This window comes from Bradyrhizobium neotropicale, assembly GCF_001641695.1.
In the GTDB taxonomy this organism is placed as follows: domain Bacteria; phylum Pseudomonadota; class Alphaproteobacteria; order Rhizobiales; family Xanthobacteraceae; genus Bradyrhizobium; species Bradyrhizobium neotropicale.
The window spans coordinates 1-14,700 of record NZ_LSEF01000085.1 but is presented as its reverse complement, the minus strand read 5'-3'; the positions used below and the strand labels follow the sequence as shown (position 1 = coordinate 14,700).

At 64.0% G+C, this 14,700-nt stretch carries 13 protein-coding genes, 1 tRNA gene and 1 pseudogene; 5 read left to right on the top strand and 10 right to left on the bottom strand.

Annotated elements, in window-relative coordinates:
* Window positions 1-69: 69 nt before the first annotated feature.
* Window positions 70-5,274 (bottom strand): alpha-2-macroglobulin family protein, encoded by a 5,205-nt coding sequence (locus AXW67_RS26605; protein ID WP_063680294.1) that lies wholly within the window; start codon window positions 5,272-5,274, stop codon window positions 70-72.
* Window positions 5,275-5,634: 360 nt separating this feature from the next.
* On the opposite strand from AXW67_RS26605, the gene AXW67_RS26600 reads away from it, so the two are divergent.
* A tRNA-Arg gene (locus AXW67_RS26600) sits at window positions 5,635-5,711 on the top strand.
* Window positions 5,712-5,850: 139 nt separating this feature from the next.
* Here AXW67_RS26600 and AXW67_RS26595 read toward each other — a convergent pair.
* The 4 genes and pseudogenes from AXW67_RS26595 to AXW67_RS26580 all read right to left on the bottom strand — a co-directional run bounded on the left by AXW67_RS26595 (window position 5,851) and on the right by AXW67_RS26580 (window position 8,967).
* Window positions 5,851-6,615: a phytanoyl-CoA dioxygenase family protein gene (locus tag AXW67_RS26595; RefSeq protein WP_063680293.1), complete on the bottom strand. Its 765-nt coding sequence runs from the start codon at window positions 6,613-6,615 to the stop codon at window positions 5,851-5,853.
* A gap of 1,312 nt (window positions 6,616-7,927) precedes the next feature.
* On the bottom strand, window positions 7,928-8,116 hold the full coding sequence (locus AXW67_RS26590; protein ID WP_063680292.1) for a hypothetical protein: 189 nt from the start codon (window positions 8,114-8,116) through the stop codon (window positions 7,928-7,930).
* Between the two features lie 233 nt (window positions 8,117-8,349).
* Window positions 8,350-8,724: pseudogene (locus AXW67_RS40940) on the bottom strand (hypothetical protein); the annotation flags it as partial.
* A gap of 48 nt (window positions 8,725-8,772) precedes the next feature.
* Window positions 8,773-8,967, bottom strand: coding sequence for a hypothetical protein (locus AXW67_RS26580; RefSeq protein ID WP_063680291.1), 195 nt, complete (start codon window positions 8,965-8,967; stop codon window positions 8,773-8,775).
* Window positions 8,968-9,082: 115 nt separating this feature from the next.
* Here AXW67_RS26580 and AXW67_RS43300 point away from each other — a divergent pair, with 115 nt between their 5' ends.
* The gene (locus AXW67_RS43300; RefSeq protein WP_201723721.1) at window positions 9,083-9,241 is read left to right on the top strand and encodes a hypothetical protein; all 159 of its coding nucleotides are present in this window, start codon (window positions 9,083-9,085) and stop codon (window positions 9,239-9,241) included.
* Between the two features lie 572 nt (window positions 9,242-9,813).
* Complete coding sequence (locus tag AXW67_RS42840; protein ID WP_156918304.1) at window positions 9,814-10,233, top strand: hypothetical protein; 420 nt, start codon at window positions 9,814-9,816, stop codon at window positions 10,231-10,233.
* 295 nt (window positions 10,234-10,528) lie between these two features.
* Here the strand turns inward: AXW67_RS42840 and AXW67_RS26570 are convergent, their stop codons facing one another.
* From AXW67_RS26570 to AXW67_RS26560, 3 genes are all read right to left on the bottom strand, one after another.
* Window positions 10,529-11,308 (bottom strand): hypothetical protein, encoded by a 780-nt coding sequence (locus AXW67_RS26570; RefSeq protein ID WP_063680290.1) that lies wholly within the window; start codon window positions 11,306-11,308, stop codon window positions 10,529-10,531.
* Between the two features lie 172 nt (window positions 11,309-11,480).
* Window positions 11,481-11,705, bottom strand: a complete 225-nt coding sequence (locus AXW67_RS26565) for a hypothetical protein (protein ID WP_145927886.1) — start codon at window positions 11,703-11,705, stop codon at window positions 11,481-11,483.
* Window positions 11,706-11,766: 61 nt separating this feature from the next.
* Window positions 11,767-11,991, bottom strand: a complete 225-nt coding sequence (locus AXW67_RS26560; RefSeq protein WP_063680289.1) for a hypothetical protein — start codon at window positions 11,989-11,991, stop codon at window positions 11,767-11,769.
* A gap of 272 nt (window positions 11,992-12,263) precedes the next feature.
* Here AXW67_RS26560 and AXW67_RS26555 point away from each other — a divergent pair, with 272 nt between their 5' ends.
* Window positions 12,264-12,617 (top strand): DUF6481 family protein, encoded by a 354-nt coding sequence (locus AXW67_RS26555; protein ID WP_027555207.1) that lies wholly within the window; start codon window positions 12,264-12,266, stop codon window positions 12,615-12,617.
* A 211-nt stretch (window positions 12,618-12,828) separates the two neighbouring features.
* On the opposite strand, the gene AXW67_RS26550 is transcribed toward AXW67_RS26555, so the two are convergent.
* Window positions 12,829-13,059 (bottom strand): pentapeptide MXKDX repeat protein, encoded by a 231-nt coding sequence (locus tag AXW67_RS26550; RefSeq protein ID WP_063680288.1) that lies wholly within the window; start codon window positions 13,057-13,059, stop codon window positions 12,829-12,831.
* A gap of 179 nt (window positions 13,060-13,238) precedes the next feature.
* Window positions 13,239-13,520: a LexA family protein gene (locus tag AXW67_RS26545; protein ID WP_063675745.1), complete on the bottom strand. Its 282-nt coding sequence runs from the start codon at window positions 13,518-13,520 to the stop codon at window positions 13,239-13,241.
* 38 nt (window positions 13,521-13,558) lie between these two features.
* Here AXW67_RS26545 and AXW67_RS26540 point away from each other — a divergent pair, with 38 nt between their 5' ends.
* Window positions 13,559-14,689 carry an IS630 family transposase gene (locus tag AXW67_RS26540; protein WP_063675747.1) on the top strand — a complete coding sequence of 377 codons (1,131 nt, stop codon included), beginning with the start codon at window positions 13,559-13,561 and terminating at the stop codon, window positions 14,687-14,689.
* The last annotated feature ends 11 nt before the right edge of the window (window positions 14,690-14,700 follow it).

The following is a 14,700-nucleotide window of genomic DNA, read 5'->3' as shown; positions in this document are numbered from 1 at the left end:
CTTCGCGCTTTTGCCCGGGCATGACGACTGAGATTGTGGCCCGTTCGGAGCGTCAGTCATCCCAATCACTCACTTCGCCGCGCGCACCTCGACCGTGCCAGTTCCCGTGCGGCCGTAGCGCGAGGGGTTGTACATGTCCTCGACATAGGCCTGCGGCAGCACGTATTTGCCGGGCGAGACCGCGCGCACGACATAGGCGACGGTGAAGACCGACTTGGCGTCCGAGGCGCGGTCAATCGCGGCGGTGAAGCGATCGTCGCGGAACTCGCTATCTTTCGGCTCCACTCCGTCTTCGATCCAGTCGAGCGTGCCGCTTTCGCCCGACGAGACAAGCTTTGGATTGTCGATCTCCAGGCCGGCCGGCAGATAGTCGGAGACCATGATGTGGCCGTACTCCGGCTTGGCCTCTGTGATCTTCAACACCACAGCGAAGCGATCGTTCTGTTTGACCTTGCTGATGTCGGCCGGCTTGCCGTCGAGCGTGAAGTAGCTGCGCTCGATCTTGAAGCCGTTGGAGGCGGCCGGCTCCGGCGTCACCGGCGAACCCGACACCGAAACCACCGCCTGTACCGGTGCGTCCCCGGTATTGGTGATCTTCAGCGGTTTGCCCTCCAGCGTCGCGGCCTTGTAGCTGCGGTAGAGCGCGGTCTTGACCGGCTGGCCATCGACGTCGATCGACAGGTTCTCCTTCGCAAGCGCACGCGCAGCCAGCACCAGCCACGCATTCTCCTGCGTCGAGGTGTAGGGCGTCAGCCCGCGCGCGGTCTCGACCCGCGAGACGGCCTGCGTCAGCGTCGCCTTCGGCGCATTGCCTTCGCTCGCGAGCGAGACGAGAGCTGCGGCATCGCGGAGCTGCGAGCCATAGTCGCTGCGGCCGAACTCCAGCTCCGGCTTCGGCGCCAGGCTGTCGAGAGCGGCGCCGTAGACGCGCTCCGCGCGGTTGCGGTCGCCGACCAGCGCGAGCGCTGCCGCGAGCTGCGACTTCGCGATCGGCGTTGCGAGGTTGCCGAGCTTGGTGTCGGCGAGATAGCGGAGATCGCCGATCGGCGCTGCGCCGTTGCGGGCGAGCACGTAGAGGCCATAGGCGAGATCGCGGCCGCCGTCCTTCTCCGGCTCGTTGGCGTTGACGACGGAATTGCGGACGCGGTCAAGCGCGTTCTTGAACAGCACGTCCGGCACCACAAAACCCTTTTCGCGGGCGCGGGTCAGGAAGTCGGTCACGTACGCGTCGAGCCAGGCGTCGTCACCGCCGGCCGACCACAGGCCGAACGAGCCGTTGGAGCCCTGGCGCGCCAGCAGCCGCTCGATCGCATCGCGGATGCGCTGGTCGACCTCGGTGTCCATGGCCAGATGCGCGCCGGCCGCGAGCTCGTTGACATAGAGCAGCGGCATGGCCCGGCTCGTGATCTGCTCCGAGCAGCCATAGGGATAGCGGTCCAGCGCTTTCAGGATCGTCGCGGCATCGAGCGCGGTCGACAGGCTTGCCGAGAGCGAGACGCTGCCGGTGCCCGGCACGAGGTCGGAGAACATGTCGGAGGTCAGCATCAGGCTCTCGCCCTTGGCCAGCGTCCGGATCGAGCGCCGTGCCAGCACCTGCGTCGCCGCCTTGACGTCGAGCGCGTAGTGGCGCGCGAGCGCCAGGCCATTCGGCCCGGTGATGTCGACGTCGAGGGTCGCCTGCCCCGCGGCCGTCGCGTCGAGCGCGAGCGAGAACGAGTTGCGCTGCTTGGCGGCAAGCTTGACGGTGGTGGCGGGATTGCCGGTCATCTTCACCGGACCGCCCGTCTTCACGTTGATCTTGTAGTCGCCGGCCTGTCCCTCGACATTGTCGATATCGAGATTGACCGTGCCGTGGTCGCCATTGAGCAGGAAGCGCGGCAAGGTCGCGGTCAGCACCACGGGATCGCGGATCACGACGTCGGTGTTGGCGCGGCCAAGTTTGGTCGCGGTCCAGGCCACGGCCATCACGCGCGCCGTGCCGGCGAACTCCGGAATCTCGAAGCTGACTTCGGCGGTGCCGTCAGCACCGACCGTGACGATGCCGGAATAGAGCGCGAGCGGCTTTTGCGTGGGCGGTGAGCCCTGAAGCTCGGCCGCACCCGCGTCCCCGCCGGACTTGATCTGGCCGCGCGTGCCCTGCATGCCGTCGATGAGCTGGCCGTAGAGATCGCGGATCTCGGCGGTCAGGCCGTGCTGGCCGAGATAGTAATCGTCGGGCGCCGGCGGCTTGTAGTTGGTGAGATTGAGGATGCCGACATCAACCGCCGCGATGACGATCTTGGCGTCCTCGCCCGGATTGAGCCCGTCGAGCTTGACCGGAATCTTCAGCATCGAATTCGGCCGGATCAGCGCCGGCGGCGTCAACTTCACGGACAGCGTGCGGGTCTGCTTGTCGATGCCGAACCATTTCAGGCCGATCGCGCGGCCGGGCATGCGCTGGGCGGCGGCATCCAGCGGACGGCGCAGCGTCGCCACGACGTAGGCACCGGTACCCCAGTCCTTGCCGACGGGGATCTTCACCTGCGCGGTGCCTTCCCTGACGTCCACGGTCTGCGTGGTCAAGAGGCGGTCGCCAAGCACGTTGATCGTGAGCTTGCCGGCGGTGCGGACGTTGACCGACACCGTCATGGTGTCGCCGGAGGCGTATTGCGGCTTGTCGATCGAGGTCTCCAGGAGGTCCGGCGTGTCGGCGCCGCCCTCGGAATACCAGCCGACGTCGAACTGCACCGACGTGACCGGACCGTCTGCGTCGTTGGACTTCACCTCAAGCCGGTAGCGGCCGGGCTGCGGGTTGAGTGAGATGCGCGACGGCTTGTCGGCGGCGATGACGAGATCGCCGTCGGCGACGCGCGAGGTCGACTTGACCGGCTCGTACTCCCAGTAATTGTTCTGGCGATACCACTGGTAGCGCGACTCCATCTTCAGGAGCTCGTAGCGCAAGCCATCGCGGCGAAGCGTCTTGCCCTCGGGCGAGACGAACACGACCTCGAACTCGGCCTTGTCGCCCTCGGCGACGCTTCTGTCGCCGAACAGCGGCTTGACGCCGATCATGGCGGCCGCGGGCGCGACCGGCAGCACGAGTTTGCGCTCGACGGCGCGCCCGCCCGTCTCGGCCATGCGGACGAAGATCTGCGCCTCCTGTGGGCGCGTCGAGGCTGGCTGCTTGTCGAGCGTCACCGGGAAGGTCGCAATGCCATTGGCGTCGGCCTCGGGCAGGTTCTCCAGCGGCGTGCGCTCGTTCGAGGTGGTTTCCTCGTCGGCGACGCCGAACTGGTAGCCGGCGAAGCCCGGCCGCTCGGCAGCGGGCGCGACCAGCATGTCGCCTTCGAGCTGCAGGCCGGAGGCCGGCGCGCCGTAGAGGAAATGGCCGTCGACCTTGAGCTCCACAGGAGCATTAGCTTTGATTAGCTTGTCCTTGGCGGACAAATCGAATTCGATCCGGTCCGGGACATAGTCCTCGACCATGAAGGTCGTCTCGCCGACCGAGGAGCCCTTCGGATCGGTAAAGGCGCGCACCCGCCAGGTGCCGGTCGGGACGGCCGAGTTCAGCGGCACGGAGAGCGTACGACCACCGGCGCCCTGGTCGGATAGCACGGCGCGGCGGAATTCGACGCCGTCGGGACGCTCGATCACCAGTGTCAGCGGGCCGCCGGTGACGGCATTGCCCTGCCCGTCGCGCAAGAGCGCGGTGATATAAACGGTCTCGTTGGAACGGTAGACGCCGCGCTCGGCATAGACGAAGGCATCGGCGCCGGCCGGCACCGCGCGTCCGGCGACGCCCCGATCGGACAGGTCGAAGGCAGAGGTCTTCAGGCTGAGGAAGGCATAATCGGCCTTCTCGCCCGTGACCGTCAGCAGCGCCGGCGACAAACCGCCCTCGCCGCGCGCAAGCCCCGCCTCGAACACCACGTGGCCGCTCTCGTCGGTCTTGCGGGTCGCCAGGATTTCGTTGTTGCGCGCGACCAACCGCACCTCGGCCTTCCCAACCGGATCAGTCGAGGCCAGCGAGTTGACGAAGACGTGGATGCCGTCATTGCCGGAATAGGCCGTCACGCCGAGATCGGAGACGATGAACCATTGCGTGGCGAGCTGGTAGCCGTCGTCGGAGCCAGGCCCCTTGGCCGCGGCAGTCATCACATAGACGCCGGGCTGAAGGTCGCCGAGTGCCTGATCGACCGGGAATGCCGTGGTGACGTCCTGGTTCAGCGTCATCGCAGTCGCAAGCTCGCCGGACCAGACCTTGACGCCGCGCTCGCCGCCGAGATCTGTGAGCTGGTATTTCGACAGCGTCTTCTGGAAGTCGCTGTCGACGACCGTGTTGATCAGGTTGCGATCACCGATCCGGAACACGTTGATGTTGACCGTGGATGTGTTGACGCTGACCACGGGAATGCCGCGCTGGCCGGTCCTCGGCAGCACATAGGCGCGGCTGGTGAAGCGCACGAAGGGTTTTCGATCGCGCACATAGACGTTGAACTCGGCCGATTTCGGCAGGCCTTCCTTCACGGTCGACGGCAGGCCGGCGCGCAAGTTGATGTTGTAGCGCTCGCCGTGCTTCAGCCCGTCGACGCAGAGCTGCGTGCCGTCGGCTGACAGCGCCGGCTTGTCCTGCCCTGCGAGCGCCAGGAACGGCGCGAAATCGGTGCGCTTGGCAAGCTCCTCGGAGAACTGGAAGCAGGCGCGCGGGCTCGCCGAATCCGAGTCCACGGTATAGTCGAGCAGCCGGAAGCCGTGCTCGTCGCGCAGCTTCTCATACTGGCCGCGCACGTCGGCGACCTCGCGCAAGTCGAGCGACAGCCGCAGCGCATCCAAGGCCGGACGCCAGAGCTTGCGCTCGGCGAACGATTTGCCGAGCACTGCGAGCGCGTCGGCTTCCTCTCCCGGATTGGCGGCGCGCTGATAGGCGATGTAGGCGGCGGTCGAGGCGCGCTCCAGGAGGAACGTCTGCTCGCTCGAGCTCTTCGGCCATATCTGCAAGATGACCTTGGCAAGCCGCAGCCAGTTGCCGGCATCCTCCGGCGTCGTCGCGGCGATCTGGCCGAGGACGGAGAGGCCGCTGCGGACATCGTTGCGCCGGAAGGCCGCGTCCGCATCCGTGCGTAGCGTCGCGTTGCTCTTGGCGACCGGCCCCGCCTCGCTCTTGATCTGGGCCTCCAGCTTGATCGCGGAATCGGCGAGATCGTCGCGCTTGAAGGCCTTGTCCGCGGCCTGCGCCACGGTAAGGCCGAACGCGAGCGTTGCGCAGATCGTGACGGCGCGAACCAAACCGATCATGTAGGACTCCCGGGATCGCGGACGAACGCCGCGGTAGGATGAAGTGCGCGGAAAGGTGACGGACTCAAGGCGATGGAACCAGAAGTGCAATACGTTGCATGCGCCATGGCACGGCAAGCCCACAGCCGCCAAGAAACCGCCGGCGGACACCGGCGGCAGTGAAAACTGTAGCGGCAGCGCATGTCCCGGGCGCGACACGGCGCCTGCCGCCGGATCGCGCGAGCCGGTCGCAACACACTCCGCGCTCCGCTTTGTCGCGTCCCGGAGGAAAGCGGTTCGATTCAGACTTGGCGAACGTGCGGATTTTTCATATTTGCCATGGTAGAAGGCGGCCAAGCCTCACCGAGGCCGGCCTAACATGGTCCCGTAGCTCAACTGGATAGAGTAGCGGATTTCTACTCCGCGGGTTGCAGGTTCGAGCCCTGCCGGGATCGCCAGCTCTTTCAGCCGGGAGGCGAAAACCCAGTTCGCCGGTCCGGTTGTCCACCCTGCCGCCGAAAACGAAATCAGTCGTCTTCGCCTCTAGAACGCCCTGCCCCGAAAAGTCCAGCAAGCACGAGGCACTCGCCGGCGCGGTCAGTGGCTTCCACGGCCAAATCTCCATGCCAAGGTCTTGACCGAGGCGCGTAACCCTGTTGTCCAGGTTGACCGTTCGAACTGCAGAATGAACGCATACCGAGGCGAGTTCGTCTTGTTGGGCCCTGTATAGTGCAATGTGGCCTCTGTGTGCACGGTGGCGCTTCCGGCCTTTAACGGGCACGAAACGACGTCGGCTTTCTCAGGGAGGGTGGTCTTCAAAGCGTCAGACGTTGGCGCTACGCGGACGTGTGGGAGGAGGCCGATGCGATGGCTGCCGCGCACGAAATGCATGCATCCTTGGTCGGTCGAGACATCATGAAGAGGCAACCACCAATGCAATCGTTCTCGTGCAGAAAAATTGAACCAGGTGGAATAGGCGAAATCCTGATGCCAAGCCGTTTCCCTAAAATTGAAAGCGGGCTTAATAATAGCGTGGTCGAAGTTGTATGTGACTCTATGGCCAAAATAGGCCTCGGAAACAGCGCACGCGTTCCGGACGAAGCAAGACCTCGCAATTCGTTCCGATAACTTCATAGGCCACATAATCTCGATGATCTGAGGTGCGCCGCCTCGTTCTCCGAGCTCCTTTGTCGGCACATGACCGCGCCGGAGAAGCTCGTCAATCTCGCTTCTGATCACCGCAAGATCATCAAGATCGGTTATGTTTTCGACAACCGCAAAGCCGTCTTGGTCCAAATGGGCCAGCTGCTGTTGATGTTGTACAAAGCCCTCGGTCGCCTTCGCAGCACTCGGTGCAAGCATTGCGGTACGCCATTCAATAAAAAAAGACTAATGGTACATTCACAATCCAAACAAAATCCTGCCACACTCCATTATCGCGGTCAAGCCGCTCGGACAGGGTAATTCACCATTTCCGAACACGCGGGCGATCACGCCCTTGCTGCCGCGCATTGGACCGACCATCAACCTGACTTTGTGTAGATCAGCCCGTCATGACGTAGTCACACGACGCAGCGCGAACGTTGATCGCGCCCGCGTCCTGCCGCGCTGCGCGATGAGCGCAAGGCCATCGAGCTAGCCGATGGGCTGCTTTGGGGCGTGTCGGTTGATACGTGCACGCCGGCCGACCGCATGGGCGCGGCGCGCATTGGCGCTGCTCGATCGCGACGGCCAGGCGCGCGGCATTGCGGCGCCGCGCGAGTTCATCGCCCTTGCCAGATAGCCGGAGAAAACCCCGGGATGCGGCTTAAGCCGTTGTAGCGCCGCGCATATTGCGCGTGCGCCCGTAATGTTTTTACTCCGCGGGTTGCAGGTTCGAGCCCTGCCGGGATCGCCAATCAATGCGACGTGGCAAATTTGCCGGCCTGCCGCTGCCCGTCCTCTCACCAGTACCGATTGATACGATATGGGCGCGGGTACTCGCCGCGATGATAGACAACGCCCGGTCCCACGACCCGCCGATGTCGAAAGCGAGAGTTGACTAGGTTGACCGCGATCGCCGTCACGTTGCTGCCGGTGTAGACAGGATACTCGTAGGCAAAAGCGTAGCTGTCATATGCCGGGAGAGCGTGTTCACCGTAATAGGCCGGACCATCGCCGTAAGACCCATACCAGAGCCCCCACCCACTCCGTGCCCCGTCCGCCAGAGCCGATCCTGGTGTTGCGGCGAGTCCAACGATGGCGGCAGCAGCTAAAACACCCGCAGTCCTTTTCATTTGCATTTCCTCCCAAATGTGACTGTCAAGACGTTCAGTCGCCGTCCACGCCCCACATTATCTGCTCTTCGCGGGTGTTGCGAGTATGCGCAACAGGCCCTGCCAGCGCGAACCGGCGGTCATCAATCGGGATTTTGCATTGCGTCTCGGGCAGGAAAAACGCCGACTGTGCTCATTCAAGCGGGCGACGTTTTTTGACTTCCGAACAGGACAAGGGCCCCGATCGGGGGGCTGGCTTCGTGATCAGGGCCCTCGCACTCTGCCCCTCTTTCCACTCGAGGGGCCAGGAAACGCTGCCATCGTTTCCCGATCTTATCCAGCGCCTAATTCGGATTATTCCGACTGTCTTAATCTGCGTTTCGATTGCGCGGATTTCGCTCTCGACGCCCTCTTTAGTTTTAGTATTCGTCGCCGTCGTCGTACCGGGAATCCGAGTGCAGCGGGAGGATGGCGAATGCGACAATCGCGCAGACCACGACGGCGAAGGGAATAATCAGGATGCCGTACGCAAGCGACTCGACCGCCCGCCCGATGGAAAACCGGGCCTTGTCTGGCGACTTGGGCAAAACGTGGTAGCTTTGATACATGGCAATTGTTGCCGGCAAAAAAGCACTCTGGTTTGGTCGGCCCCGGCCTTGGGGCTTAGGGGCTCTAAGAGGGGCCGGGGCCGTAGGCCTGGCCGCTTTGGGAAGGCCAAGCGAGGGTGAGCTTACCCGCAGCTCACGGTGTTGTACCCTTCAATGGCGAGGTACCCCTTCGGATTTACGTCAACGTTGCCTCTCTAGACCGTCTGGACAATGTCCAGCACGGTTCTTGCCATTCACCCCTCAACAAGCTCCAACTGATGCGTTGCCCACCAACCGGCGATGGCCGCGGTGAGATCGTCCCACAGCGCAGTCGGCAGGTCCGGGACGGCCACGCGAACGCTGTACTGGTCAGTCGCCGAATTGTGAAACCACTCGATCGCGGCGAAGTCGAAACCGAAGCTGCCGGCGTGGCGAATGGGAAAACCCTTCTGGCTGAGATCGTCGCTCATCGCTTCGGCTGCGCGTCGCGCTGTTGCCTCATCGAGGGGGCGTGTCGCGCCGAGCGTGACATAGAGGCCGTGGGTGAAGTTGAGCTCGGTCGTCCACGCCGCGAGTTCGGAGGCAAAATATCGCGCCGTGCGGCGGCCATTGCGCAGGATGGCCGCAACGGGTCCTCCCTGCGGCGATGCTCCCGGTTTGCGTCGCCGTCGGATTGATCATGCATCGAGCAGCACGAGGAAGGGCCGAAGCCGATAGGCATCGATCGCGGCATTCGACAACAGCAGCCTGCGTCTTTCGCCGCGCAACATCATGCGGTCGATCCTGTTCAGGATGAATCGGGCGGAGTCCCTGGGCTCACCTGTGAGCCAGGCAATCTTGAAGGACTGTGCGCGCAGTTCAGGATCGGTCATGGGCGCACAACGTGGCCGCGCATGGAAATGTTCCGGCAACGCAAGGGAACGACTCCAGGGGGCTGCAGGTAGTCCGACAGGAGAAAGCAGGCAACTCAACCGAAATGTGACGTCCATGAAGCCGACCAAGTCGCTCAAGCAGCAGGCGCGCGTTGCAGAGAAGGCCGCGCAGGAGGCGGCGGACGAATTTGTGGCCAACCAGATGAAGTCGTTAGCCTCCGCCTTCCGCGCCCAGGCCAAAGTTCTGAAGAAAAAGAGGAAGAAGTCCTCGTAATTCCAATGCCTTGCTGGAGGTTGCGAACGGCATGAAACGCCTCCTGCGCGACGCAGGATCCCTTTGTGAGATTCGAGGAACGAACCTGCGACCAGCGCGTTGTACCACCAGAAATTGAGTGATGCCGACTCGCCAGCCCCGGTCGGCTTTGAAGAACCCCGTGCTCATCCCCCCGAGCGCGGGGTTTTTCTCGTGAACAGCCGTCGGGCCGTTGTCTCACCAGCTCTAACGGATGCGGCCGGTGCCGGAGTAGGTCTCGGACGCGAAACCGACAGCGCGAGGCCCGCCGAGGGATTGCCCCTGGTTGCACGGCCCCGGATGGATGCGGTCAGTCCGCCTGCTCGTCACGACGGTCGCGCGCGAGCTGGTGCCAGGCCACGGCAAGCCGAATCAACCTCTGCCGGTCGGCGCTTTCAGATGCCGCGGCGGCCCGCTTCATCGCGGCCTCAGCCTCACGCTGTGGATCGTACCTGGTACACATGGCGCCAGTTTATCCGCTTGATCTGGACAAGCGCGTGGCAACTTCGTCCGTATGAATGCGGAGAGGGTTTCACGGGATGCGTCGTCGCCACATGACTCGCGTCGCACGAGATCGGCGCGATGGTCGTGCCGCCGGTCTTCGCTTTTTCGTCATTTGGGGTGAACGACGAGCTCAGCGGCCCGTCGTCGAATTCGGAGGCGCTGCGGGTTGCGACGGGTTTGGGCTGCCCGGCAACAGCGTATTGCCTGACGGGTTGATCGTGGTGTTCATCCCGCCGTTTGCTCCGCTCGCGCCAGTGAATCCTCCGGTGCCGGTGCCGGTGGTGGTGCCGGTCGAACCGGGGGACACGCCGCTCGACGTGCCGACGCCGGGTGAAGCTCCTGTCGATGCGCCGCCTCCGGTCGAGCCGCCTGCGCTTTGTGCGAAAGCGGCCGTCGACGAGATTGCCAGCGCCAAGCCTAAAGTGATCGCGGCCAGCTTCATGAAGTCACTCCTTCTGATCGCTTCGTGACAGGGAGTAAGCGCCGAGGCTTGCGATTGTTCTCAATGTTCTCACGCACAAAGAGGTGAAGCCATCTCGTTCGGGCGCATTTGTGAATTGCGTCACGGCCCGCGACGCCGCAACGCTCCGCACAGCGCGATACAAGACACAACCGCTCGGCCTCACCTTTCTCGCAACTGTCGCCATCGTGATGACCGTGGGACGCGGCGCGTCCGGGACGAGACAACATCAGGCAGCCACGTCTGCAAAAACAAATGAGGCGGGCACGGGCCCGCCTCATTCGGATCAAATCTCGATCAAACGCTCAGTAGCATGCCCGGGGATCGGCGAGCACGTACTGGCCGCTCGGGTAGCGGTAGTAGCAATTGCCCTCGGCCAGATAGTACCCGGGACGCGAGGCGGCCGTCGCACCGGCGATCGCGCCGGTTGCGCCGCCGAGAACGGCGCCGGCCGCCGCACCCGTTGCGTTGCCCGAGATCAGACCGCCGAGCACGCCGCCAACGATGGCGCCGCCAAGAGCGCTCGCGCCGGGATCAGCCGGCGGCGGCGGAGGCGGCGGGGGTGCATAGGCGACCGGAGGTGGCGGCGGCGCATAGGCCACCGGCACGTCGTCGATGTAATCCTCAGAGATGTAGGCGGGCGGCCCCTCGATGCGCTGCGGATAATAATACCAGACGCCGCCGACGTCCCACCACCAGCCGGAGCGGCCGTTGTGGACTTCATGGCGCCAGCGCCCGCCTTCCCAGGCGAGATTGCCGCGATAGCTGTGCCCGCCCCAATCGCGCGCCGGCGCGGGCCCACGGGCATAGCGTCCCGGCGGCGGACCGCCGGCGCCATGCGGACCGGGGCCGGCATGTGCTTGGCCGCCAGGCTGAGGGGCCGGCCGTGTCGCCTGCTGCGGCGGCGGGCCCTTGCGGGTGTTCTGCGGATTGTTCTGGGTCGGCGGCGCGCCCGCGCCCGGCGCGGCCGGTGGCTGGCCGGCGCCCTTCCCCGGTCCCGCGTCCTGTGCCTGCGCCGAAAACGCGAGCAAAGACATGGCCGAAACCAAGGGAATGATGATCTTCATACGGCTGGACGCACTCATTGGTGCTTGAACCCCCTACTTCTCGATGGCCGTGGTCCCCGCGCGATAGACGATTCTTCCGCGACAAGGGTGATGCCGGCCGACATAACTGACCTGCCTGAACGGCGAAGTCTCGTTACAAATGGTTAGGATCACGGCAATTTTTCGTCCGCGCGGTCCGCCTGGAACCGCCTCAGCGGGCGGGCTCGATCACATTGCAGTTGGTGCGGCCCGACATCAGGCAGTCCTGCATCTTGCTCGCAGCCGTGAGGCTGCGGGCGAGCCACAGGCCGACGCCGAGGATCACGGCGGCAATGATCAGGCCGGCAAGTGCCGCGCGGCGGCTGTCACCGGACTGGGGCCGGGATTGGGGCTTGGCTGGGGATTTGGGCTTTTCGCCTGGTTCGCGCTTGGACATGGCTATCTTGTCGCGCAGTTGAACGGGCTTATCACCGCTGCGACCTCGGGTCACAGCCCGGTCAGCCTCTGGTCCGCACGGCATCCTTGCGCGAGGTTTCGATGGCCGGGGTTGCCCGCGGCGCGCAGGTGGTCAGGACGTACGCGGTCTGGGTGCACTCCCAATTGCCGCCCAGAACGGCACTCTCGATCGGCTGTGGACGGGCCAGCAGCAGCGCGGCCCCCGCGACCGCCACCGCGGCAAAGGTGATTGCGAGCGCCTTCAGGCTCAGCCGAAAGAAAGTCATGCCCGTGCTCCGTCTCGTTGCGGGGCGGGACGCTAAGGGACCCGCCTCCGTGCCCTCTATGCGGGACATCACAATTCGGCAGTTTTTCCGGGCTACGAATGATCGACTGGTCCAGCGATTTTTCGTCTACCTGATCGGCTGCGATTATGGGTGGCTTCGCGGCGCGCGTGGATGTACACGCATGTGCGTCACGCGACGCAGCGCTTCGCGCTTGCCCGCGTACCCACAGTCAGTGATGTAGGATTGAAAGCGAGGAAGACAAGGCTCGTTCGATGAGTGGATTCAGAGAACCCGGGTTCGCAGACCGGCAAAAGGCGGCACAGGACGCCCGCAAAAATCTTTTGAACAAGTTCAAGTCTCAGCCGGGGCCCGACGATCCCGCGGTCGCGGCACGACGCGCCGAGCGCGAGGCGATTGCCGCCAAGCGCGCCGAGGTGAAGGCGACGCGCGAGGCGGAAAAGGCCGACCAGAAGCGTCGCGAGGAAGAAGCCGCGGCCGCGGAAGCGGCACGGATTGCCCGCGAGGCTGAGGAAACCGCAGCAAAGCTGGCCGAGCTCGAAGCCGAGCAGAAGGCCAAGCGCGACGCGCGCTATGCTGCCCGCAAGGCCAAGGGCAAGCGGAAGTAGTCTTCAACTGGAATTGAACTGAAGCGCCGCTTCAGCTCACGCGCCGGTTGCTCCGGGACGGTCCCACCGGGCCCACGCGAAAGCGCGGCCCGATGACGGGCCCGATCCCGGAATCATGGGATTCTCTGGTGCGCAATTGCGCACCGGAGTTCGGTGCTCGGGCTGCGCTGACGCAGTCCCGTCGCATCGCCCCGGGATGACTGAATGAGGATCAGTTCTTCTTCATCATCCCGCCGTCGTCTTTCTTCATGCCATCCTTCGACATCGTATCCTTCTTCATACCGTCGTCCTTGGACATGGTGTCCTTCTTCATGCCGTCCTTGGACATCGTCTCCTTCTTCATCGTGTCCTTCTTCATGTCGTCCATGGCGAAGGCGGGTGCGAAGGCCAGGCTGAGCGAGAGAGCGGCGGCGCCGAGCGCGATGCGGGTGCGAATGGTCATGGTTCAACTTCCCTTCGAGATGGTGTTTGCCAGCGACGGATGCCGCTATCCCTGCTCGACGGATCGAAGGCCGCGCGTGTTACGCTAAGGCGCGGAATTTTTCGCGCCGTTGTTTCCGGATTCGCTTTCGGCGCGAGGTTTGACACAATTTTGCCCGGCTCAGCCGCGCTAGTGGTTCATCACAGTGATTTTGACGTTTTGATACCGAGCCATCCGAGGATAGGCAACTTTTCGGGTGGCAAGAGGATCTCGATGCTTCGAGCGACGCCGGGCTGGCGACGAATGAACCCGTTGCGTTCGAGGGTGAGGATCATCTGGTGGACTGACGGCGGGCTGACGCGGAAATGCCGCTGGATGTCGGCCTCGGCGGGCGGCTGTCCGAACATGTACGAGTAGGTATGGATGAAAGCGAGATAGTGTCCCTGCTTCTCGGTGAAGTGCGCGCCTGATTTTTGACTCATAGCTGGATTCGTCCCGGCCTCCGACAAGGAGGCGAAGCATGAATGTACGTTATCGGGTCGAATTGAGCCAAGCCGAGCGGGACGAACTGACGGCAATGCTCGGCGGCGGCACGCATTCCGCCCGCAAACTCAAACGGGCTCAGATTGTGCTGGCGGCCGATTCAGGCAGCTGCGACGCGGAGATTGCCCGAACCGTCCGGGTCAGCCTTTCCACCGTCGGCCGGACCAAACGCCGTTTCGTAGAAGGCAATCTGGAGCGGGCCTTGAGTGAGGAGCCGCGTCCGGGCGCGGAACGCAAGCTGACAGGCAAGGAAGAGGCCCTGCTGGTGGCGACGGCATGCGCCAAGCCGCCCGCCGGCCGCAAACGCTGGACGCTGACATTGCTGGCCGACGCGATGGTCAAGCTCACCGATCACGCCAGCCTGTCGGGCGAGACCGTGCGCCGCCGGCTGGCCGACAACGACCTCAAGCCGTGGCGCCGGGATATGTGGTGCATTCCTCATGTCGACGGCGAATACGTCGCCCGGATGGAGGATGTGCTCGATCTCTACGCCGAGGCGCCGGATCCCGAGCGGCCCCTGGTTTGCTTCGACGAGACCCCAGTCCAGCTGATCGGCGAGGTACGCCAGCCGATCCCTGCCCAACCGGGACAGCGCGAGCGCTACGATTACGAATATCGCCGCAACGGTACCGTCAATCTCTTCGTCACCTTCGATCCGCATCGCGGCTGGCGCAATGTCAAGGTTACAGACCACCGCGCCGCGGTCGACTACGCGCACTGCATGCGCGAACTCGTCGACGTCCACTATCCCAATGCCGCCTGCATCCGTGTGGTGCAGGACAATCTGTCGATTCATACGGCCGGCGCGCTATATCAGGCATTTGCGCCTGCCGAGGCCCGTCGCATCCTGCGCCGCCTCGAGTTCCACTACACCCCGAAACACGCCAGCTGGCTCAATATGGTCGAGTGCGAGATCAGCGTGCTGCAGCGCCAGTGTCTCGGCCGTCGCATCGACGATCCCAAAAGGCTTCGAAAAGAAATCGCAGCATGGCAACGGCAGCGAAACAAGGCGCGAGACCGCATCAAATGGATGTTCACAACCGACAAAGCCCGCGCCAAACTCGGTCGCGCCTATCCAGTTGCCGCCAAAGAGTCAAAACCACTGTGATGAACCACTAG